This window comes from Palleronia pontilimi (assembly GCF_016412875.1).
Lineage (GTDB): Bacteria > Pseudomonadota > Alphaproteobacteria > Rhodobacterales > Rhodobacteraceae > Palleronia > Palleronia pontilimi.
In genome coordinates this window covers 18,066-38,729 of the sequence record NZ_JAEKPD010000008.1, presented here as the reverse complement: position 1 = coordinate 38,729, position 20,664 = coordinate 18,066, and the positions used below count along the sequence as shown (strand labels likewise).

Annotated in this window: 20 protein-coding genes; 11 read left to right on the top strand and 9 right to left on the bottom strand. The window is 67.5% G+C overall.

Features of this window, described 5'->3' with window-relative positions:
* Positions 1-27: 27 nt before the first annotated feature.
* From rseP to pyrH, 6 genes are all read right to left on the bottom strand, one after another.
* Positions 28-1,380, bottom strand: coding sequence for an RIP metalloprotease RseP (rseP, locus tag ILP92_RS09030; RefSeq protein ID WP_198916065.1), 1,353 nt, complete (start codon positions 1,378-1,380; stop codon positions 28-30).
* A gap of 24 nt (positions 1,381-1,404) precedes the next feature.
* The gene (gene dxr / locus ILP92_RS09025; RefSeq protein WP_198916064.1) at positions 1,405-2,568 is read right to left on the bottom strand and encodes a 1-deoxy-D-xylulose-5-phosphate reductoisomerase; all 1,164 of its coding nucleotides are present in this window, start codon (positions 2,566-2,568) and stop codon (positions 1,405-1,407) included.
* The gene (locus ILP92_RS09020) at positions 2,568-3,362 is read right to left on the bottom strand and encodes a phosphatidate cytidylyltransferase (protein ID WP_198916063.1); all 795 of its coding nucleotides are present in this window, start codon (positions 3,360-3,362) and stop codon (positions 2,568-2,570) included. The genes dxr and ILP92_RS09020 overlap by 1 nt, the downstream gene beginning before the upstream one ends.
* Positions 3,359-4,084, bottom strand: coding sequence for a polyprenyl diphosphate synthase (gene uppS / locus ILP92_RS09015; protein WP_198916062.1), 726 nt, complete (start codon positions 4,082-4,084; stop codon positions 3,359-3,361). The genes ILP92_RS09020 and uppS overlap by 4 nt, the downstream gene beginning before the upstream one ends.
* Before the next feature lie 189 nt (positions 4,085-4,273).
* A complete protein-coding gene (gene frr, locus ILP92_RS09010) occupies positions 4,274-4,837 on the bottom strand; it encodes a ribosome recycling factor (RefSeq protein WP_198916061.1) in 564 nt (187 codons plus the stop codon).
* Positions 4,838-5,073: 236 nt separating this feature from the next.
* Positions 5,074-5,805, bottom strand: a complete 732-nt coding sequence (gene pyrH / locus ILP92_RS09005; protein WP_198916272.1) for a UMP kinase — start codon at positions 5,803-5,805, stop codon at positions 5,074-5,076.
* Between the two features lie 78 nt (positions 5,806-5,883).
* Here pyrH and miaA point away from each other — a divergent pair, with 78 nt between their 5' ends.
* The 7 genes from miaA (at position 5,884) to ILP92_RS08970 (ending at position 14,931) form a co-directional block, all read left to right on the top strand.
* Complete coding sequence (gene miaA / locus ILP92_RS09000) at positions 5,884-6,753, top strand: tRNA (adenosine(37)-N6)-dimethylallyltransferase MiaA (RefSeq protein WP_198916060.1); 870 nt, start codon at positions 5,884-5,886, stop codon at positions 6,751-6,753.
* 93 nt (positions 6,754-6,846) lie between these two features.
* A complete protein-coding gene (locus tag ILP92_RS08995) occupies positions 6,847-7,653 on the top strand; it encodes a helix-turn-helix transcriptional regulator (RefSeq protein WP_198916059.1) in 807 nt (268 codons plus the stop codon).
* Positions 7,654-7,853: 200 nt separating this feature from the next.
* Complete coding sequence (locus tag ILP92_RS08990; protein ID WP_198916058.1) at positions 7,854-9,515, top strand: ABC transporter substrate-binding protein; 1,662 nt, start codon at positions 7,854-7,856, stop codon at positions 9,513-9,515.
* A 103-nt stretch (positions 9,516-9,618) separates the two neighbouring features.
* Positions 9,619-10,665 (top strand): ABC transporter permease, encoded by a 1,047-nt coding sequence (locus tag ILP92_RS08985; RefSeq protein WP_198916057.1) that lies wholly within the window; start codon positions 9,619-9,621, stop codon positions 10,663-10,665.
* Positions 10,666-10,675: 10 nt separating this feature from the next.
* Entirely contained in the window at positions 10,676-11,881 is a 1,206-nt protein-coding gene (locus ILP92_RS08980; protein ID WP_198916056.1) for an ABC transporter permease, read from the top strand.
* 68 nt (positions 11,882-11,949) lie between these two features.
* On the top strand, positions 11,950-14,034 hold the full coding sequence (locus ILP92_RS08975; protein WP_198916055.1) for a dipeptide ABC transporter ATP-binding protein: 2,085 nt from the start codon (positions 11,950-11,952) through the stop codon (positions 14,032-14,034).
* A 57-nt stretch (positions 14,035-14,091) separates the two neighbouring features.
* On the top strand, positions 14,092-14,931 hold the full coding sequence (locus ILP92_RS08970; RefSeq protein ID WP_198916054.1) for a DUF1206 domain-containing protein: 840 nt from the start codon (positions 14,092-14,094) through the stop codon (positions 14,929-14,931).
* Here ILP92_RS08970 and ILP92_RS08965 read toward each other — a convergent pair.
* Complete coding sequence (locus ILP92_RS08965; protein WP_198916053.1) at positions 14,928-15,530, bottom strand: lytic transglycosylase domain-containing protein; 603 nt, start codon at positions 15,528-15,530, stop codon at positions 14,928-14,930. The genes ILP92_RS08970 and ILP92_RS08965 overlap by 4 nt on opposite strands.
* A gap of 180 nt (positions 15,531-15,710) precedes the next feature.
* On the opposite strand from ILP92_RS08965, the gene ssb reads away from it, so the two are divergent.
* Complete coding sequence (gene ssb / locus ILP92_RS08960; protein ID WP_198916052.1) at positions 15,711-16,217, top strand: single-stranded DNA-binding protein; 507 nt, start codon at positions 15,711-15,713, stop codon at positions 16,215-16,217.
* 39 nt (positions 16,218-16,256) lie between these two features.
* Here the strand turns inward: ssb and aroB are convergent, their stop codons facing one another.
* Positions 16,257-17,366 (bottom strand): 3-dehydroquinate synthase, encoded by a 1,110-nt coding sequence (aroB, locus tag ILP92_RS08955; protein WP_198916051.1) that lies wholly within the window; start codon positions 17,364-17,366, stop codon positions 16,257-16,259.
* Positions 17,363-17,917: a shikimate kinase gene (locus ILP92_RS08950; protein WP_198916050.1), complete on the bottom strand. Its 555-nt coding sequence runs from the start codon at positions 17,915-17,917 to the stop codon at positions 17,363-17,365. Before ILP92_RS08950 ends, aroB begins: the two co-directional genes overlap by 4 nt.
* Before the next feature lie 132 nt (positions 17,918-18,049).
* Here ILP92_RS08950 and ILP92_RS18710 point away from each other — a divergent pair, with 132 nt between their 5' ends.
* Genes ILP92_RS18710 through ILP92_RS08940 form a run of 3 tightly spaced genes read left to right on the top strand, consistent with a single transcriptional unit; the run spans position 18,050 to position 20,617 of the window.
* Positions 18,050-18,184: a hypothetical protein gene (locus tag ILP92_RS18710; RefSeq protein WP_268968526.1), complete on the top strand. Its 135-nt coding sequence runs from the start codon at positions 18,050-18,052 to the stop codon at positions 18,182-18,184.
* Complete coding sequence (locus ILP92_RS08945) at positions 18,174-19,688, top strand: hypothetical protein (RefSeq protein WP_198916049.1); 1,515 nt, start codon at positions 18,174-18,176, stop codon at positions 19,686-19,688. Before ILP92_RS18710 ends, ILP92_RS08945 begins: the two co-directional genes overlap by 11 nt.
* Entirely contained in the window at positions 19,685-20,617 is a 933-nt protein-coding gene (locus ILP92_RS08940; RefSeq protein ID WP_198916048.1) for a site-specific tyrosine recombinase XerD, read from the top strand. The genes ILP92_RS08945 and ILP92_RS08940 overlap by 4 nt, the downstream gene beginning before the upstream one ends.
* The last annotated feature ends 47 nt before the right edge of the window (positions 20,618-20,664 follow it).

The window sequence follows — 20,664 nt, the reverse complement described above, 5'->3', positions numbered from 1 at the left end:
TAGACCGCTTCTGGTCACGCCCGTGGCTCAGGGGCAGAAAAGATCGTTGAAAATCGCGAACAGCATCAGGGTGCCCAGAAGCGCCAGGCCGATGGCCATCAGCACGTTCAGCGCCCAGTCGCCTGGCGGTTTTCCGCGCACCGCCTCGTAGGCGTGGAAGACCAGGTGCCCGCCGTCGAGCACCGGGATCGGGAACAGGTTCAGAAGGCCCACCGCGGTGCTGAGCACGGCGATAAACCACACGAAGCTGGTGGCGCCCTGGCTCGCCATGGCGCCGCTGGTCTGGGCGATGCCGATGGGTCCGCGCAGGTTGCAGCTGCTGATCGCGCCCACGGCCATGTTATACAGCCCCGACAGCGACGAGCGCACGATATAGACGGTCTGCTCGACACCGTAGCTGACCGCCTCGAACGGTCCGGGCGTCACGGTCCGCGGCGAGAAGTAAAGCCCGCCCGAAATGCCGATCAGCCAGCGCGTCTCGAACCCCCCTTCGGGCAGGGGCAGGTCCATCCGCTTGGGCGCCATGGTCAGGGTCAGCTCTTCGCCCTGCCCGTCCTCCGTGGGACGCCAGATGGTCAGATCCAGGGGCTGGCCGTCCGAGGCGCCGACCGCCTCGCGCAGTTGCGAGAAGGCGAAGATCTCGCGCCCGTTGATGGCGGTGATGACGTCGCCCCGCTCGATGCCCGCGTCCAGCGCGGCCGATTGCGGGGTGATGCCGCCGACCAGCGGCGGTTCGGGATAGGCGCCCTGCACCACGCGCTCGGCGCCGCCCCGCAGGATTTCGTAGTCCAGCACCGGCTCGACCGGAAGCGACGCGATATAGCCGTTCATCTCTTCCAGGGGCGGCGTTTCGATTCCGGCGATGGACAAAAGCCGGTCGCCCGGCTGCAGGCCCTCGACGGCGTTCGGAAGGGGACGCACCTCGTCGATGGTCAGCGGATCGCTGGCGACACCGCGAAACAGCAAGACGGCCGCGAAGATCAGGAAGGACAGGATGAAGTTGAAGACCGGGCCCGCCGCCACCGTCGCCGCGCGCGCCCATAGCGGCGCGCCGTGCATGGTGTTGCGCGCGGGCTTGCCGTCCTCGGTGTCGGCAGCGGCCGCCTTGCCCACGCTGGCCGCGTTGGCGTCGCCCGCGAACTTGACGTAGCCCCCGAACGGCAGGGCCGCGATCTGCCATTGCGTGCCGCGCTTGTCGGTGCGTTTGAACAGCACCGGACCGAAGCCCAGCGAAAACACGTCCGCATGGATCCCCGACCACCGGCCCACGATGTAATGGCCGTATTCGTGAATGGCGACGATGATGCTCAGGGCGACGATGAAGGCCGCAATGGTGTAGGCGGCCGAGCCGAAGGTCGGGATCAGTGTCGCAATATCCATGAGAGCTCTTACCCGTGACCGTTCTTACAATTGGTTAACGACCGAGGATGCGCAGTCGCGCGCCCGGCGATCGGCGTCCAGCACCATATCAAGGGTCATCACGGCATTTCCAAGACCCGTTGACGACAGTTTGACAAGCGTCTCTTCCACGACCTCGGCCATCTGCATGAATCCGATGCGGTGCGCGATGAACGCGTCGAGCGCCGTTTCCTTCGCCGCGTTAAAGATCGCGCCGGCCAGGCCCCCGGCCTCCATCACCTCGCGGGCAAGGCGCAAGGCGGGATAGCGGGTCTCGTCGGGGGCCCGGAAGCTGAACTGCCCCAGCGCCGCGAAATCCAGCCGTTCCACCGGCAGGTGGCGCCGTTCGGGATGGTTCAGCGCGAAGCCGATGGCGTGGCGCATGTCGGGCGGCCCGATATGGGCCATCAGGGCGCCGTCGTTGAAGCCGACCATGGCGTGGATCATCGATTCGGGGTGGATCAGGGCTTCTATCCTGTGCGGCTCGATCCCGAAATATTCATGGGTCTCAATCAGTTCCAACGCCTTGTTGAACAAGGATGCCGAATCGATCGTGATGCGCTGACCCATGTCCCAATTGGGATGGCTCGACGCCTGCTCGGGCGTGGCCGCGCGCATCCGCTCCAGCGGCCAGTCCCGGAACGCGCCGCCCGATGCGGTGATGATGACCCGCTCGACCGCCGCCAGGTCTTCGCCGATCAGCGCCTGGAAAACGGCCGAATGCTCGCTGTCGACCGGCAGGACGATGGCGCGGTTTTCACGCGCCGTGGCCATCAGAAGCGGGCCCGCGCAGACCAGCGATTCCTTGTTGGCCAGCGCCAGCGTCGCCCCCTGCTTCAAAGCCTCCAGCCCCGGTGGCAGCCCTGCCGCGCCGACGATGCCCGACATCACCCAATCCGCGGGGCGGGACGCGGCCTCGGCGATGGCCCCTGCCCCGGCAGCGCAGGCCAGCCCCGTGCCGTCCAGCGCCGCGCGCAGATCGCCAAGCCGGTCTTCGTGGGCGGTGACCACCAGTTCGGGGCGGTGCCGACGGGCCAGTTCGGCCAGCCCGGCGATGTTGTGCCCGCCGGTCAGAACCACCACCGCGAAATCGTCCGGGCGCCGCGCGACAAGATCAAGGGTGTTGCCACCGATCGAGCCGGTGGCACCGAAGACACTGATTCGCCTCATCAAAAGCCCGTCACCGTGCCCGGCGGGAAATCGATGATGGCGGCGGTCATCAGCAGGAAGACAGACGCGCCCAGCATGCCGTCGAAGCGGTCGAACAGCCCGCCATGCCCTGGCAGAAGCGACGAGCTGTCCTTGACCTGCGCGCGCCGCTTGATGGCGGATTCCGCGATATCGCCCAGCTGCGACGCCATGGACAGCGCCACGGCCAGACCGATCAGTTGCCCGTTCGCATCGGTGATCTGCAAAAACACGATGGCCACGACGACCGCCCCCAGCCACCCGGCAATGGTGCCCGACCAGGTCTTCTTGGGGCTGATCCGCGGCCACATCTTCGGCCCGCCCAGGAACCGGCCCGCAAAATAGCCCATGACATCGGTGGCGATGACGACCAAAGCCATCCACAGCATCCAGGTGGGGCCGTATTCCTCGCGGATGGAATACATCCCGAAGCCCGCCAGCACGATCATGAGCGTGAAGATCGAAAAGGTCGCGCGGTGCCGTTTCAGCTGACCGATGCCCACGAAAATCGGCGCCAGCACCAGCGGCAGCGCGTATCCGGTCGGCAGCAGATCGGCGATCAGCAACGCCACGCCCGACGCACATGCCAGCGCGACGGCGGGCGCTTCGGGGTCGAGCATCCGCACCAGTTCCCACACGATCACGCCGCTGATGAGCACCGTCAGCGCCAGGAACGCCAAGCCGCCAAGCCACAGGCAGATCAGGCCGACGGCAGCGATCAGCGCGCCGACCCCGAAGCGTGGACCCAGATCCGACCAGCGCGTGGATGCGCTCATGCGCGTATCGCACCGAAGCGCCGCTCGCGCGCACCATATCCGGCCAGAACGCGGGCAAACTCGGCGCGGTTGAAGTCGGGCCAAAGCGTGTCGATGAATTCGTATTCCGCGTAAGCCGACTGCCACAGCAGGAAGTTAGAAATCCGCGCTTCGCCCGAGGTGCGGATCACCAGGTCCGGATCGGGCAGGACGTGGGTGTCCAGAAAGCGCGCCAGCGTGGTTTCGTCCACGTCCGCAGCGCTCAGTCGTCCGGCGGCGACTTCGTGGGCCAGGCGCTTGGTGGCGCGGCCCAGCTCGTCGCGTCCGCCGTAATTCAGCGCGATGGTCAGGTGGACCTTGTCGTTCGAGCTGGTCAGAAGCTCCAGCTCGTCCATGAGCCGCACCAGCTTGTCATCCAGGCGGATGCGGTCGCCGATGAACCGGACCCGCACGCCTTCGGCCAGAAGATCGCGCGCTTCCTTCTGGATATAGCGGCGGAAAAGTTTCATCAGTCCGGCCACTTCGGACTGGGTGCGTTTCCAGTTCTCGGTCGAAAAGGCGAAGATCGTCAGGTACTTGACACCGAAATCCGGGCAGGCCCGGACGATTTCCTTCACCCGGCGCGCGCCTGCGTGGTGACCGAACAGGCGCGGTCGTCCACGCTGGGTCGCCCAGCGGCCGTTGCCGTCCATGATGCACGCGACATGGCGCGGACCAGGCGCGGTCGATTGGGTAGCGGTCATAGCGGAAGCTCCTGCCCATTTTGACTGCATCTACCCCGTTTTGGAGCGCTGCGTCCACCCGCGAGCCGAGAAAAGGGAAGCCCGCGTCGCCAAACCCACGCGGGCCGCACCGCTTTCGACAAGCCTCCCGCGGGATCACATCATCCCGGACGATCCGGGCACCACCGAAATGCGCGTGCAAGCCGAAGCTCACACCTGCATGATTTCTTCCTGCTTGTTCTCCAGCGCCTCGTCCACCTTCTTGATGTAGGTGTTCGTCAGGTCCTGCACTTCGCTTTCCCAGAACTTCTGGTCGTCCTCGGACAATCCGTCCGCCTTGGCCTTCTTGATCTGGTCCATCCCGTCGCGGCGCAGGTTGCGGATCGAAACGCGGGCGTTTTCGGCGTAATGGCCGGCGACCTTGGTCAGGTCGCGGCGCCGCTCTTCGTTCAGTTCCGGGATCGGCAGCATGATGATCGTGCCGTTCAGCTGCGGATTGATGCCCAGCCCCGACTCGCGGATCGCCTTCTCGACCTTGCCCACAAGGGCCTTGTCCCAGACATTGATCGTGACCATCCGCGGCTCGGGCACGTTGACCGTGCCCACCTGGTTGATCGGCGTGGTCGCGCCATAGGCATCCACCATCACCGGCTCCAGCATCGAGGCCGAGGCCCGCCCGGTCCGGAGCGACGCGAATTCGGTGCGCAGGTTGGCGATCGCCCCGTCCATCCGGCGTTGCAGATCGTCGGTGTCGAGCTCGAAATCGTCGGCCATGGTGCCTCTTTGCTGTCGTGACGTGGTTCGGGCGACTTCTAGTCCAGCCGCGCGCGCAATGCCAGATCAAGATCGCCGGGGGATCGTCCCACCGGGCACCCGCCCCGACGGTCGGCGCCGCCTCGCCCAGTGGCCCGAGGGTGCGCCCCTGCCGGGATTTCAGCCCATCTACCGCTGCGTGTCACTTGCGCGCCAAGGCGTGAAGATCGCGTGAACCGGCCCCTGGTGCCGACCGGCTACGCGCCGCCCACCCAGGTGCAGGTGCCCCTGCCTTCCAGGATGCCGCGGAAGCCGCCGGGCTCGTCCAGCGAAAAGACGATGATCGGCAGGTCGTTGTCACGCGCCAGCGCGATCGCCGACGCATCCATCACCCCCAGGCGCTTCTGCAGCACCTCGTCATAGCTCACCTTGTCGTAGCGCTTGGCGTCCGCGTGCTTGGCGGGGTCCTTGTCATAGACGCCGTCCACCTTCGTGCCCTTGAAGATCGCCTGGCAGTTCATCTCGGACGCGCGCAGCGTCGCGGCGGTGTCGGTGGTGAAATACGGGTTGCCGGTGCCGGCCGCGAAGATGCAGACGCGCTTTTTCTCAAGGTGGCGCACGGCGCGGCGGCGGATATAGGGCTCGGCCACCTCGTTCATGGTGATGGCCGAGATCACGCGGGTGTGGATCTTCAGCTCTTCCAGCGCCGACTGCATCGCCAGCGCGTTCATCACCGTCGCCAGCATCCCCATGTAGTCGGCGGTGGTCCGCTCCATCCCCTGCGCGCTGCCCTGCAACCCGCGGAAGATGTTGCCCCCGCCGATCACCATGCAGATCTCGACGCCCATCTCGTGGACGATGGCGACCTCGCGCGCGATGCGCTGCACGGTGGGGGGATGCAGGCCGTAGCCCTGATCGCCCATCAAGGCCTCGCCCGAGATCTTCAGAAGGACCCGGTCGTAGGTCCGAATTGCACCATCTTCGCCCATCATGCCCCCGGTCTTTGCTTGGGCCGCAAACTGTCGCAAAAGGGGCCGGACCACAACACCTGACAGGGCGGCCATGCCATGCAAATCAGCGACGTGATCGCGCGCGCCGCCCAACCGCGCCCGGTGCTGATCGCGGGTCCGACGGCGTCGGGCAAATCCGCGCTGGCGCTGGCCATCGCCGAAGCCCATGGCGGCACCATCGTCAACGCCGACGCGCTGCAGGTCTTCGCCCGCTGGCGGGTGCTGACCGCGCGGCCCGACGCGGACGAGCTGGCCCGTGCGCCCCACGCGCTCTACGGCCACGTCGCGGCGGACCAGGAGTATTCGGTCGGCCATTGGCTGCGCGACGTGGCGCCGCTGGCACGCGCCGCGTCCCGTCCCATCATCGTGGGCGGTACCGGGCTGTATTTCACCGCCCTGATCGAAGGGCTGGCCGAGATCCCGCCCGTGCCCGCCGCCATCCGCGCCGAGGCGGACGCCCTGCCCCTGGACGCGCTGCGCGATGCGCTCGACGCCGACACCCGAGCCCGGATCGACACGGCCAACCGGGCCCGCGTGCAGCGCGCCTGGGAAGTGCAGCGCGCCACGGGCCGCGGCCTGGCACACTGGCAAAAAAACACGCCCGCGCCGCTTCTGGCCCCCGACGCCTGCCTGCGCGTGATCATCGACGCCCCGCCCGAGCGGCTGAACCCCCGCATCGCTAGGCGTTTCGCGTCGATGCTCGAACACGGCGCGCTGGACGAGGCCCGCGCCGCCCTGCCCGATTTCGACCCCGCCCGGCCCGCCGACCGGGCCATCGGCGCGCCCGAACTGATCGCCTATCTGCGCGGCGCGCTCTCGCTGGACCAGGCGCGCGACGCCGCAACGCTGGCCACGCGGCAATACGCCAAACGGCAGCGCACGTGGTTCCGCAAACGGATGAAAGACTGGCACCGGGTCGCATTGTAGCGCCCCCGGCGACACGTCCCGCTTTTTCTTTGACCCGCGCCCGATTGCGGCTAACGTCGACGCTGTCCGCTGCCAATCGGAGACATCGCTGCCATGATCGAGACGGGGATCACGCCTCCGCCCTATCGCATTACGCCCTTGCAACAGATCGCCAAGGGGGGCCGCTGGCGGACCGAGGCCATGCGCGCCTATTCGCAGCCGGTGCTCTACTGGTTCACGCGCGGCCAGGGCCGCCTGACCGTGCAGGGCGTCACCCATGGCTACGGGGCGCACAACGCGGTGATGCTGCCCGCGGGCACGATGCACGGCTTCGACACGCTGGGACAAGTGGCGGGGGTGGTCATCTTCTTTCCCAACGATCCCGAGCTGAACCTGCCCGACGAGCCCATGCACCTGCGGCTGCGCGACGGACAGGCCCAGGCCGAGATGTCCCACCAAGTCGAAAACATCCAGCGCGAGCTCGATCTCGGGCCCGATGCGTCCGAACGGGCGCTGAACCACCATGCGGGTCTTCTGGGCGTCTGGCTGGAGCGGCAGGCCGGACCCGACTGGCGCGATGCGCTCGAGACCGGGGGCGGCGCATCGCAACGGCTGGCCGCCGCGTTCACATCGCTGCTCGAGCGCGATTTCCGCAACGGGCGCAACGTGGCCGATTACGCGGCCCAGCTCGGCATCACGCCCACCCACCTGTCGCGCGCCTGCAAGGCCGCGTCGGGCCGTCCCGCCTCGGCGCTGGTGCAGGATCGGGTGCATTACGAGGCCCGCAAGCTGCTGCGCGAGACGCGGATGCCGGTCAAGGACGTGGCGCAGGCGCTGGGCTTCCGCTCGGCCGCCTATTTCACGCGCGCCTTCCAGCAAAAGACCGGCATGACCCCCAGCGCCTTCCGCCGCGGCGCCTGACACGGCCCCGGGGGTCGGCCGACAGCCGGTCCGTTTCCGACATCCGCGATGTCGCATTTGTTTCCTTCGGTGACGGAAGCGTCGGTTGACGCCACCGGGCTTTCTGTATCGTATGCGCCGACGCCGATGCCCGCGGGTACGAAAGTTGCGTCGACGGGCGACGGATACGCAAGAAAAAGCCGCCCCGAAGGGAGGATAAGATGACCACCACCAAGACCCGCGACGGGATCCACCCTGCCGGACGGATGTACGCCCGGGAATACAAGGACGGCAAACTCGACCGCCGCGAATTCCTGGCCCGCACGACCGCGCTGGGCGTCAGCGCCACCGCCGCCTACGGCCTGATCGGCGCCGCGGCCCCGGCGCAGGCCGCGGGCCACGTGCGCGACGGCGGCACGCTGCGCATCCAGATGGAAGTGCGCCCCCTGAAGGACACCCGCACGTGGGACTGGTCGCAGATCGCCAATTACGCCCGCGGAACACTGGAATACCTGGTCGAATACAACAATGACGGCAGCTTCCGCGGCATGTTGCTGGAAAGCTGGGACGTCAACGACGACGCCACCGAATACACCCTGCGGGTCCGCCCCGGCGTGACCTGGAACAACGGCGACCCCTTCACCGCCGCCGACGTGGTGCGCAACATCGAGCGGTGGTGCGACAGGGAAGCCGAAGGCAACTCCATGGCCGGCCGCATGGCGACGCTGGTCGATCCCGATACGGGCAAGCTGATCGACGGCGCGGCGACGGCGACTGACGACATGACCGTCGTGCTGGCCCTGCCCAAGGCCGACATCTCGATCATCGCGGGCATGTCCGACTACCCGGCGGCCATCGTGCATTCCAGCTACGACCCCGAGGACACGCAGAACGCCGTCGGCACCGGACCCTACCTGATGTCCAGCCTCGAAGTCGGCGTGAAGGGCGTCATCACCCGCAACCCCGACCACACCTGGTGGGGCACCGAGGTCTATGGCGGCCCGTTCCTCGACAGCATCGAGTTCATCGACTACGGCACCGACCCTTCGGCCTGGCTGGCCGCGTTCGAGGCCGAAGAGGTCGACATGAACTACGAATCCGTGGGCGAATTCATCGACATCATGGACGCCATCGGCCTGCGCAAGTCCGAGATCGTCACAGGTGCCACCATCGTCATCCGGCCCAACCAGCAGGCCGAGATCGACGGCACCAGGCCCTATGCCGACGTGCGCGTCCGCCGGGCGCTGCAACTGGCGGTGGACAACGCCGTCTGTCTCGAGCTCGGATATGGCAGCCGCGGCATCCCGGCCGAAAACCACCACGTCGCCCCGGTGCACCCCGAATACGCCGAACTGCCGCCCATCGAATACGATCCGGCACGCGCGCTGGAGCTTCTGGAAGAGGCCGGGATGGCCGATTTCGAGCACGAGTTGATTTCCATCGACGACGATTGGCGCAAGAACACCTCCGACGCCGTGGCCGCCCAGCTGCGCGATGCGGGCATCAACGTGAGGCGCACGATCCTGCCCGGCAACACGTTCTGGAACGACTGGGTCAAATACCCGTTCTCGTCCACGAACTGGAACCACCGCCCGCTGGGCGTGCAGATCCTGGCCCTGGCCTACCGCTCGGGCGAGGCGTGGAACGAGACGGGCTTCTCGAACGAAGAATTCGACAGCGTCCTGTCCGAAGCCCTGTCCATCGCCGATGCCGACACAAGGCGCGAGAAGTCGAAGCGCCTGCAGCAGATCATGCAGGAAGAAGGCGTGACCATCCAACCCTACTGGCGCTCGCTCTACCGCCATCACGTGGACGGGCTGGTGGGGGCCGACATGCACATCTCGTTCGAAATCCACCCCTACAAGATCGCCTTCGCCTCGTAATCGACGGATCGACAGGGCCGCACCCCGCGTCGGGGCGGCCCCGGCGACAGGACGCCTGGACGCGCCGCCCGCGACCCACCCCGACCCAGGAACAGGGACTCACATGGGCCTTTTCATCCTCCGCCGGATCGCCGTGATGATCCTGACGGCGCTTTGCCTGACCTTCATCGTCTTCTTCCTGACCAACCTGTATCCGAACCTGGAAAAGCTGGCCAAGACCCAGGGCAACATGCGCATGACCGATACGCAGGTGGACAGCTGGCTGGAAAACCGCGGCTACCTGGAGCCGCTTCCGGTGAAATACGGCCAATGGCTCGGCGTGCTGCCCGGCTACGTCACCGAAGATCCCGAAGGCGCGGTGCGCGGCCGCTGCATCGACACCGGCATGGAGCCCGAGGAAGCGCCCACCTTCTGCGGCGTGCTTCAGGGCAATTGGGGCTATTCGACGGTCTTCCAGGACGGCGTCTGGGACATCGTGTCCACCCGGCTGGCGCTGACCGGCAAGCTGATGTTCTGGGTCATGGTGCTGATGGTGCCGTCGGCGCTGATCCTGGGCGTTTTGGCGGGGATGCGCGAAGGCTCGCGCACCGACAGGACGCTGTCGACGGTGTCCATCGTGTCCACCGCGACGCCCGAATACGTCTCGGGCGTGATCCTGATCGCGGTCTTCGCGTCCTCGGCGGTGGGTCTGAAATGGTTCAAGGGCACCGCCACCAGCGCCATGGAATCCGCGACCTTCGACAATTTCTTCCTGCCGGTCCTGACCATCGCGCTTTACGGCATGGGCTACATCGCGCGGATGACCCGGGCCAGCATGGCCGAGGTGATGACCCAGCAATACATCCGCACCGCGCGGTTGAAGGGCGTGAGCTTCCGCAACGTGGTGCTGAAACACGCGCTCAGGAACGCGCTGATCGCCCCCTTCACCGTCATCATGCTGCAATTCCCGTGGCTGCTGAACGGCGTGGTGATCGTCGAGACGCTGTTCAACTACAAGGGCTTCGGCTGGACGCTGGTTCAGGCCGCGGGCAACAACGATATCGAGCTGCTGCTGGGCGTCTCGATCGTCTCCGTCATCGTGGTGCTTGTGACGCAGCTGATCTCGGATGTCGGCTACGTCTATCTGAACCCGCGCATCAGCGTGACCTGAGGGGGCCGCCATGGATCCGTTGACCTGGGGCGAAATCATCCCCCGCATCATCGTGCAGCTGACACCGGTCTGGATCGCGCTTGCCGTGACCTTCGCGCTGTCGATCACCTTCAAGCGGCGGCTGGGCCTTTACGGCAAGCTCTTCGACAGCGTGATCGGCATGATGGGCTTCGCGCTGGTGATGTTCTGGGTCTTCGCCGCCGTATTCGGGGCCATGGACCTGATCCTGACCCACGATCCGCTGGCCCAGTCGGGCAACATGAAGAACAAGGTGCCCGGCACGCCCTATACCAAGATGATCGGCGAGGCGGCCGACGGGGCCTATCCCTACTACCTGCTGGGCGGCGACAATTTGGGGCGCGACGTGTTCAGCCGGATGATCGCGGGCGCGTGGATCGTGGTGCAGATCGGCCCGCTGGCGACGCTCTTCGCCTTCATGGCGGGGATCACCCTGGGCCTTCCGGCCGCCTATTACGGATCGAAGCTCGACACGTCGCTGACCTTCCTGGCGAACCTGGTGCTGGCCTTCCCGGTGATCCTGCTCTTCTACCTGCTGGTCACGCCCGAGATCGTGGCCACCGGCATCCCCACCTACATGGCGATGGTGCTTTTCATCTTCCCGCTGGTCTTCATCGTGATCCTGCTGAACGCGCGCTACCACACCCAGCCGAAGGTCCGGGCGCCGCTGCTGGCGGCCGTGATCGCCGTGCTGGGTCTTTTGTACCTGTCGCTGATCTCGGACAGCTCCGGCCCGATCCGCTGGCTGCCCGCGTGGCTCGACCTCTTCGACATCCCCGGCGGCATCCTGGTGGTGTTCGTGGCGGTGGTCTTCGTGAACGCGCCCACCGTGTTCCGCATCGTCCGCGGCATCGCGCTGGACATCAAGACGCGCGATTACGTTGCCGCCGCCCAGACCCGCGGCGAAGGCCCGTGGTACATCATGCTGTGGGAGATCCTGCCCAACGCGCGCGGCCCGCTCATCGTCGATTTTTGCCTGCGCGTGGGCTACACCACGATCCTGCTGGGCACGCTGGGCTTCTTCGGGCTGGGCCTGCCGCCCGAAAGCCCCGATTGGGGCTCGACGATCAACGAGGGGCGCAAGCTTCTGTCGATCTACCCGCACCCTGCCCTGCCGCCGGCGCTGGCGCTCCTGAGCCTCGTGCTGGGGCTGAACCTGCTGGCCGACGGGCTGCGCGAGGAATCGTTGCGTGACTAGGCGGGCCGCCGGGGGTTTCACACCCCCGGACCCCCGTGAGGTATTTCTGGAAAGATGAAGGAACGGTGATGGTCAAGCAAGCGTATGACGGTCCGATCCTGGAGATCGACCAGCTGTCGATCAGCTTCTTCACCCGGCTGCGCGAGATCCCGGCCGTGATGGATTTTTCCTGCAAGGTCATGCCGGGCGAAGCCATGGGGCTGGTGGGCGAGTCGGGCTGCGGCAAGTCCACTGTGGCGCTGGGTGTCATGCAGGACCTGGGCGTCAACGGGCGCGTCGTCGGCGGGTCGATCAAGTTCAAGGGGCGCGAGCTGAACGCGATGTCTGATGCCGAGCTGCGCGACATCCGCGGCAGCGAGATCGCGATGATCTACCAGGAACCCATGGCGTCGCTGAACCCGGCCATGAAGATCGGCCGCCAGCTGATGGAAGTGCCGATCATCCACGAAGGCGTGTCCGAGGCCGAGGCCCGCGCCCGCGCGCTGGAAGTCGTCACCGACGTGAAGCTGCCCGATCCCGAGCGGATCCTGGCGAGCTATCCCCACCAGCTGTCGGGCGGCCAGCAGCAGCGCATCGTCATCGCCATGGCGCTGATGGCGAACCCGTCGCTGCTGATCCTGGACGAGCCCACGACCGCGTTGGACGTCACCGTCGAGGCGGCGGTGGTCGAACTGGTCAAGGACCTGGGCAAGAAATACGGCACCTCCATGCTGTTCATCAGCCACAACCTCGGCCTGGTGCTGGAGACCTGCGACCGGATCTGCGTGATGTATTCCGGCGAGGCGGTCGAGACCGGCAGCATCGGCGACGTCTTCGACAAGATGCGCCACCCCTACACACAGGCGCTGTTCCGCTCGATCCCGCTGCCGGGCGCCGACAAGAACGCCAAGCCCCTGGTGGCCATCCCCGGCAACTTCCCCCTGCCCCACGAGCGCCCCCGGGGCTGCAATTTCGGCCCGCGCTGCGACTACTTCGAGGCCGGGCGCTGCGATGCGGGCGACATTCCCATGGAGCCGGTGCCGGGCGATGAGCGGCATCGGTCGCGCTGCGTGAAGTTCAAGGAAATCGACTGGGAGATGCTGGCCCTCGGCGCCGACCGGACCGAGACGTCCGAGCCCGGCGACGTGATCCTGAGGATGGACGATCTGAAGAAGTACTACGAGGTCGCGGCCTCGGCCCTGTTCTCGGGCGGCGAGACAAAGGTGGTGAAGGCCAACGAATCGCTGAGCTTCGAGGCGCACGAGGGCGAGACCCTGGCCATCGTGGGCGAATCGGGCTGCGGGAAATCCACCTTCGCGAAGGTCCTGCTGGGGCTCGAGACAGCCACCAGCGGCGACATCACGCTGGACAACAAGGCCATCGGCGACACCCCCATCGCCGAGCGCGACACGCAGACGGTGGCGGACGTCCAGATGGTGTTCCAGAACCCCTTCGACACGCTGAACCCTTCCATGACGGTGGGCCGCCAGATCATCCGCGCGCTCGAGATCTTCCGGATCGGCAACAGCGAGGCCGAGCGCCGCGCACGCATGCTGGACCTGCTGGACCTGGTGAAGCTGCCGCGCGAATTCGCCGACCGGATGCCACGCCAGCTTTCCGGTGGGCAGAAGCAGCGCGTGGGCATCGCCCGCGCCTTCGCGGGGGACGCGCGGATCGTCGTCGCGGACGAGCCCGTGAGCGCGCTCGACGTCAGCGTCCAGGCCGCCGTGGCCGACCTGCTGATGGAAATCCAGCGCCGCCAGAAGACCACGCTGCTGTTCATCAGCCACGACCTGTCGATCGTGCGCTATCTCAGCGACCGGGTGCTGGTCATGTATCTGGGCCACGTGGTCGAGATCGGCACCACCGACCAGGTCTTCGCGCCCCCCTATCACCCCTATACCGAGGCGCTGCTGTCCGCCGTCCCCATCGCCGACACCCGCGTGCAGAAGAAGCATATCGTGCTCGAAGGCGATATCCCGTCGGCCATGAACCCGCCGCCCGGATGCCCGTTCCAGACGCGCTGCCCCTGGAAATCGCAGGTGCCCGGCACGAAATGCGAGACCGAGATGCCGCCGGTCCTGGACATGGGCGATGGCCACAAGATCAAGTGCCACCTGACCCGCGAGAAGCTGGATGGGATGGAGCCGGTCATCACCCTGGCAGCCGAGTAGGGAACGCAAGTGCCGCGTGCCTGTTGGCCTGTCAGCACAGCGGCAAAGGGGCACGGCATGGCGAAGGACGATTTCGACTGGGCGATCCCCTTCATGCGGGCCGGATATGCCGGTCGCGCGCTGGTCTACCTGGTGGTCACGGGCTTTTCGCTCTGGGCCGTCAGCCGTGGTGGGCAGGCCGAGGGCACCATGTCGGCCTTCGCCACGCTCGAGCGCAGCACCGGCGGCACTTTCGTGCTGCTGGCGATCTTCGCGGGAATGGCAAGCTATGCGATCTGGCGGCTGATCGACGCGGCCTACGACCTTGAGGATTACGGGTCGGACGGCGAAGGCCGCATCGCGCGGCTGGGCATGGTCGTCACAGGCCTGCTGCATCTAGGCATCGGCATCGGCGCGCTGATCCTGGTGTTCTCGGCCGGTGGCGACGGCAGCGGGTCGACCATCGGCAAGGCGGCGGACGCGGTCATGGCATGGCCCGGCGGGCGGATCGCGGTCGCGCTTGCCGGTGTCGTCACCGTCGGCGCCGGTCTCTACTACATGCGCAAGGCGTGGAAACGGGCCTACCGCGCGCATCTGATCGGCAACCACTTCACCCGCAACTGGGATCCTGCCCTCAGGGGCGGCGTGGCCTCGCAGGGATTCGTCGTGACGGTGATCGGCGCTCTGCTCTGCTACGCCGCGCTCACCACCTCCGGCTCCGAGGCGGGCGGCGTCGGCAAGGCGTTCGACTGGCTGGGCGGCCAGCCCTATGGCCGGGTCCTGGTGGGACTGCTCTGCGTCGGGCTACTGGGCTTCGCGCTGTTCTGCGCGGTCAACGCAGCCTACCGAATCGTGCCGAAAGCCAGCCACGGCAGCCTGGACACGCTGGCGGCCCGGATCAAGCAGAAGGCGGGTTAGGACCCGAAGATGATCCGCACGTAATCGCGCGTCTCGCGGTAGGGCGGGATGCCCGCGTGCTTTTCCACCGCGCCGGGGCCCGCGTTATAGGCGGCCAGCGCCAGGCGCCAATTGCCGAACTTGTTGAACTGCTGGCGCAGGTAGCGCGCACCGCCATCCAGGTTCTGCTCGGGGACGTGCGGATTGACCTTCAGCGTGCGGGCCGTTCCCGGCATCAGCTGCGCCAGTCCGATCGCCCCCTTGTGCGACACCGCGCCGGGGTTCCAGCCCGATTCCTGCTGCACCAGCCGCAGGAACAGGTCCTCGGGCACGCCGTGCTTGCGCGCGACCTGCTTGGCCAGCGGCAGGTACTGGCCGCGATACTTGCCGGTGAACCGCTTGGGCGACCCTTCGGCCACGGCGCGCGTGGGCACCGTGGCGATCTTCGGCTTCAGCTTGGCCGATCCGGCGTATTGAGCCGACGCGCGGCTGTCCAGAACGTCGAGCTGATTCTTGAAGATGGCCACGCGGCCTTTCGACGACAAGCTCAGGCTGTCGGCCGCAACGGGCCCAAGGGCCAGACACGCGCCACAGGCTGCGAGAATGCAGAGCAATTTCATTTCGCTGTCCCAGGTTCGGCAGATTTTATGAACCCGACTATACCCGGTCGCCCGAATTTTTGAACCCCGTTCGAAAGGACGGGTCTTTCGGCGTCGAAAAGGGTGATCTTTCGCCCTCGCAACGGGGCGTCCAAGGCGATACGGTCGCGGCAAATCGGCGATAGGAAAGGAAGGAAACCCATGGCGGGATCGGTGAACAAGGTCATCCTGATCGGCAATCTGGGTCGCGACCCCGAGGTGCGGACATTCAGCAATGGCGGCAAGGTGTGCAACCTGCGCATCGCCACCTCGGAGACGTGGAAGGACAAAAGCAGCGGCGAGCGCAAAGAGCGGACCGAATGGCACTCGGTCGCGATCTTCTCGGAACCGCTGGCCCGCGTGGCCGAGCAGTATCTGAAGAAAGGCTCGAAGGTGTATATCGAGGGCCAGCTCGAGACCCGCAAATGGCAGGACCAGTCGGGCCAGGACCGCTATTCGACCGAGGTCGTGCTGCGCCCCTATCGCAGCGAGCTGACCATGCTGGATGGGCGTGACGGCGGCGGCTCGGGTGGTGGCGGCGGCTATTCCGACGATCGCGACGGCGGCTACGGCGGTGGAAGCAGCGGCGGCGGCGGAAGCCGTGGCAGCGGCGGCGGTGGCTATGGCGGGCCGCCCGCCAGCGACATGGATGACGAAATCCCGTTCTGAACGGCGCAGATTATCAAGGATAATCCGGGCAAGAAAATCTCAGATTTTCTTGCCCAGCGCATCGCGCAGAACATCGCGCAGCACGGCGGGCGGCACGTCGCCCGTCACGAAGGCATCCCCGATGCCGCGCGCCAGGATCATGCGCAGCTGCCCGTCCACCACCTTCTTGTCCTGCGCCATCAGCTCGATCAGCGCGTCGGCGCCGGGCAGATCGCCAGGGATGTCGGACAGGTCCTTGCGCATCCCCATGGCCGCCAGGTGCGCGCGCACGCGGCTGGGATCCTCTTGGGCGCACAAGCCCATCCGCGCCGACAGCTCGAACGCCAGCGCGCAGCCGATCGCCACGCCCTCGCCGTGCAGCAGCCGGTCCGAATAGCCCGTCGCCGCCTCGAGCGCGTGACAGAACGTGTGGCCCAGGTTCAGCAGCGCGCGGTCGCCCTGCTCGGTCTCGTCGCGCATGACGATATCGGCCTTCATCCGCACCGACCGTTCCACCGCCTGCGCCCGCAGATCGCCGTCGCCGCGCGCCAGCGCGGGGCCATGCGTCTCGAGCCAGGCGAAGAACTCCGCGTCGCCCAGCAGCCCGTATTTCGCCACCTCGCCGTAGCCCGCCAGGAAATCGCGCGGCGTCAGCGTGTCCAGCACATCCGTGTCCGCCAGCACCAGGCTGGGCTGGTGGAACGCGCCCACCAGGTTCTTGCCCGCGGCCGCGTTGATCCCGGTCTTGCCCCCCACCGAGCTGTCGACCTGCGCCAGCAGCGACGTGGGGATCTGCACGAACCGCACGCCGCGCCGCAGGATCGCGGCGGCAAAGCCCGCGAGATCGCCGATCACGCCGCCCCCGAGCGCCACGACCACGTCGCGCCGTTCCACGCGCTGCTCCAGCAGCCAGTCCACCGATCGCTGCAGGGCCGACCAGCTCTTGGTGCCCTCGCCCGGCGGCAGCGACAGCGCCACCATGTCGATATCGCCCAGCCCCGCGCGCAAGGCGTCCAGATGCGCGGCGGCCACGGTGTCGTCGGTCAGCACCGCCACCCGGGGGCGCGCCAGAAGCGGCGCGATCAGCGCGCCCGCGCGCGCCAGAAGACCCGGCCCGATATGCACCTCGTAGGATCGCGCGCCCAGATCGACCGGGACCACACGGCTCACGGCACCGCCCTTTCGTCCCAGAGATCCGCGCGCTCTTGCAGCGCGCCGATGACCTTCTGCGCCATCTGCTCGACCGACAGCCGCCGATCCGCCTCGACCCAAATGCCGGCCTTGGCGTAAAGCGGCTCGCGCGCGTCGCAGAGCGCGGCCAGGGTGCGCTTGGGGTTCTCGGTCCGCAAAAGCGGGCGCGTGTTCTTGTGGCGCACCCGCGACCACAGCAGATCCAGGTCCGCCTTCAGCCAGACCGCCACGCCGCGCGCCGCGATCTCGGCGCGGTTGCGCTCGGACAGGAAGGCGCCGCCGCCGGTGGACAGAATGCAGGGCCGACCGCTCAGAAGTCGCGCCAGCACCTGGCTTTCCTTGTCGCGGAAATACGCCTCGCCCTCGCGCTCGAAGATCTCGGCGATGCTCAGGTTCGACGCGGCCACGATCTCGGCGTCCGAGTCCAGGAACGGCACGTCCAGCATGCGCGCCATGGCGGTGCCCACGGCAGTCTTGCCGGCGCCCATCATGCCCACAAGGGCCACCGTTTTCGCCAAGCCTGTGCGCAACTGGCAGCGTCCCGCTCATATTATTACAATTAACGCTTGAATGGCGTGAACTTGCCGAAAAGACCAGATATAAAGCGGGCAATCCGCGCGACAGACGCGGAGGGATGACAGGCAACCCAAGGGACCGACATCGTGCTGAGACTTCTCAAGCTGCTGGTTTTCCTGGCAATCGTCGCCTTCATCGGGCTGACGGGATACGCCTATCTGGGCGACATGCGACCCGACGCCGCCCAACAGTCCGTGCCCGTGACACTGGATGCGCAGTAAGCTGCTGATCCCCTTGGCGTTTCTGACCGCCGGATCCGCGACCGCCCAAGGCGGCGCGCCGCTGTCGGCCATCGACTGGCTGTCGGATTCCGTGGCCCTTCCCGCCGCCATGCCGATCCCCGAGGCCCCGTCCGCGCCCGAGCCGCCCGTCACCGACAACGCGCTGCCCGAGGCGATCACCGTCACCCGGCTCGAGGATCTCGACGCGGCCCCCCCGGGTCTGTTTCCGGCCGCCGCGCGCGATCTGCCGCAAGCCCCCTGGTCTGCAACCGAATTGTCCGAACTACAGGCGCGCATGGGGACGTTGCGCCCGCCGCACCTGGCCACGACCCAGGACCTGCTGCACGACCTGCTGGCCGCCCAGACGGACTGGCCCGGATCCCCGGACGACGCCCAGCTTGCGTTCCTGGCGCGCATCGACGGCCTGCTGGCCGTGGGCGCCGTCGATCCGGCCCGGACGCTTCTGGACCTGGCCGGGCGCGAAAAGCCCCGCAACTTCCGCCGCTGGTTCGACATCGCGCTGCTGACGGGTCAGGAAAACGCTGGCTGTTCGGCGATGCGCCGCCTGCCCGAGATCACGCCCACCTACACGGCCCGCGTCTTCTGCCTGGCGCGCGGCGGCGACTGGCCCGCGGCCGCGCTGACGCTCGAGACCGCGACATCGCTGGACGTCATCGACGCCGCCGCCGCAGAAAGGCTGCGCCTGTTTCTCGACGACCTGGCCGATACGCCGACCCTGCCGCCGCCCTCCAGGCCGACGCCGCTGGATTTCGCGATCTACGGCGCGGTGGGCGAACCGTTGCGCACCGCGTCCCTGCCGCTGGCCTTCGCCCATGCCGATCTGCGCCCGATCACGGGCTGGAAGGCCCGCATCGAAGCCGCCGAACGCCTGACGCGCGCGGGCGCCATTCCCGCGCGCAGGTTGTGGGAGGTTTACGGCGAACGCCTGCCCGCCGCCTCGGGCGGGGTGTGGGACCGGGTCGACGCCGTTCAACGCCTGGATCGCGCGCTCGAGACCGGGGATCCCGGCGCCGTCAGCTCCGCGCTGCCGCTTGCCTGGGCCGCCCTGCGCGACGCGGATCTGGGGCAGGCCCTGGCCCGGCAGCACGCCGGGGCGCTGGGCCGACTGCCGCTGACCGGCGATGCCAGCCGGATCGCCGCCGAAATGGCGCTGATCGACGGGCGCGACCCGGTCTCGCCGCTGCCGCCGTTCCTGACCGCCCTGCACGATGCAAGCGCGCTGGACACCGTGGCCGAAACGCCCCTGCAGGTGGCCATCGCCGACGGGCTGAACACGGAAGACATGCCCGCCGCCTCGGTCGCGATGATCGACGAGGGGCGCATCGGCATCGCCCTCCTGGACGCCATCGACCTGCTCGACCAGGGCGCGACCGGCAATCTCGACGCCCTGCGTCACGGCCTGGCGCTGATGCGCGCCGCGGGTCAGCCCGAGCGCGCCCGCCGCGCCGCCATCGAGATCGCCATCCTCGAGCCGCCCGCATGAGCATGGAGCGCCAGATCGCCACGTTCCTCGACGCCCAGGCCGCCGAGCTGGACGCGGCCACCAACACGCAGCTCGCCTACGCGCGCGACCTGCGCGATTTCGCGGGGTGGCTGAAGGACCGCGACGCCGATTTCCTGGCCGCCTCGCGCGCCCACGTGGAAGATTACCTGGTGCATTGCGACGCGCAGGGGCTTGCCGTGTCCACCCGCGCGCGCCGCCTGTCGGCCATCAAGCAGCTCTACCGCTTCGCCGTGGAAGAAGGCTGGCGCGACGACCATCCCGCGATCCAGATCAAGGGGCCGGGCCGCGCGCGCCGCCTGCCCAAGACGCTGGAGGTCGCGCAGGTCGAGCGGCTGCTCGACGCCGCGCGGCAAACCGGCCGCACCAAGCTGGACCGGTTGCGCAACACGTGCCTGACCGAACTGCTCTACGCCACCGGAATGCGCGTCAGCGAGCTCGTCTCGCTGCCCGCCGCCGCCGCGCGGGGCGACCCGCGGATGCTGCTCATCACCGGCAAGGGCGGGCGCGAGCGCATGGTGCCGCTGTCGGGCCCGGCCCGCGACGCGCTGGCGGTCTGGCTGGCCGAGCGCGACCGCGCGGACCAGGACGCCCAGTCCAAGGGCGCGCCGGGGTCGAAATTCCTGTTCCCGTCGCGCGGTAAATCGGGCCACCTGACGCGCCACCGTTTCTACGTCCTGATCAAGGAACTGGCGGTCGCGGCCGGAATCGACCCGGCACAGGTCACGCCCCACACCCTGCGCCACGCCTTCGCCACGCATCTGCTGGCGGGCGGGGCCGACCTGATGGCGATCCAGGCGCTTCTGGGCCATGCCGATGTCGCGACGACCGAGATCTACACCCACATCCTGGACGCGCGGCTGCAGGAACTGGTGCTCGACCATCATCCGCTGGCGCAGACCAAGCCTTGATGCCGCGCCCGCAGCACCCCATAACCTGTCCCTGACCCAATCAAGCA

Coding starts and splice junctions, on each gene's coding strand:
- rseP (WP_198916065.1), bottom strand. CDS start 1,380: ATGGATATTGCGACACTGATCCCGACCTTCGGCTCGGCCGCCTACACC.
- dxr (WP_198916064.1), bottom strand. CDS start 2,568: ATGAGGCGAATCAGTGTCTTCGGTGCCACCGGCTCGATCGGTGGCAAC.
- ILP92_RS09020 (WP_198916063.1), bottom strand. CDS start 3,362: ATGAGCGCATCCACGCGCTGGTCGGATCTGGGTCCACGCTTCGGGGTC.
- uppS (WP_198916062.1), bottom strand. CDS start 4,084: ATGACCGCTACCCAATCGACCGCGCCTGGTCCGCGCCATGTCGCGTGC.
- frr (WP_198916061.1), bottom strand. CDS start 4,837: ATGGCCGACGATTTCGAGCTCGACACCGACGATCTGCAACGCCGGATG.
- pyrH (WP_198916272.1), bottom strand. CDS start 5,805: ATGGGCGAAGATGGTGCAATTCGGACCTACGACCGGGTCCTTCTGAAG.
- miaA (WP_198916060.1), top strand. CDS start 5,884: ATGCAAATCAGCGACGTGATCGCGCGCGCCGCCCAACCGCGCCCGGTG.
- ILP92_RS08995 (WP_198916059.1), top strand. CDS start 6,847: ATGATCGAGACGGGGATCACGCCTCCGCCCTATCGCATTACGCCCTTG.
- ILP92_RS08990 (WP_198916058.1), top strand. CDS start 7,854: ATGACCACCACCAAGACCCGCGACGGGATCCACCCTGCCGGACGGATG.
- ILP92_RS08985 (WP_198916057.1), top strand. CDS start 9,619: ATGGGCCTTTTCATCCTCCGCCGGATCGCCGTGATGATCCTGACGGCG.
- ILP92_RS08980 (WP_198916056.1), top strand. CDS start 10,676: ATGGATCCGTTGACCTGGGGCGAAATCATCCCCCGCATCATCGTGCAG.
- ILP92_RS08975 (WP_198916055.1), top strand. CDS start 11,950: ATGGTCAAGCAAGCGTATGACGGTCCGATCCTGGAGATCGACCAGCTG.
- ILP92_RS08970 (WP_198916054.1), top strand. CDS start 14,092: ATGGCGAAGGACGATTTCGACTGGGCGATCCCCTTCATGCGGGCCGGA.
- ILP92_RS08965 (WP_198916053.1), bottom strand. CDS start 15,530: ATGAAATTGCTCTGCATTCTCGCAGCCTGTGGCGCGTGTCTGGCCCTT.
- ssb (WP_198916052.1), top strand. CDS start 15,711: ATGGCGGGATCGGTGAACAAGGTCATCCTGATCGGCAATCTGGGTCGC.
- ILP92_RS08945 (WP_198916049.1), top strand. CDS start 18,174: ATGCGCAGTAAGCTGCTGATCCCCTTGGCGTTTCTGACCGCCGGATCC.
- ILP92_RS08940 (WP_198916048.1), top strand. CDS start 19,685: ATGAGCATGGAGCGCCAGATCGCCACGTTCCTCGACGCCCAGGCCGCC.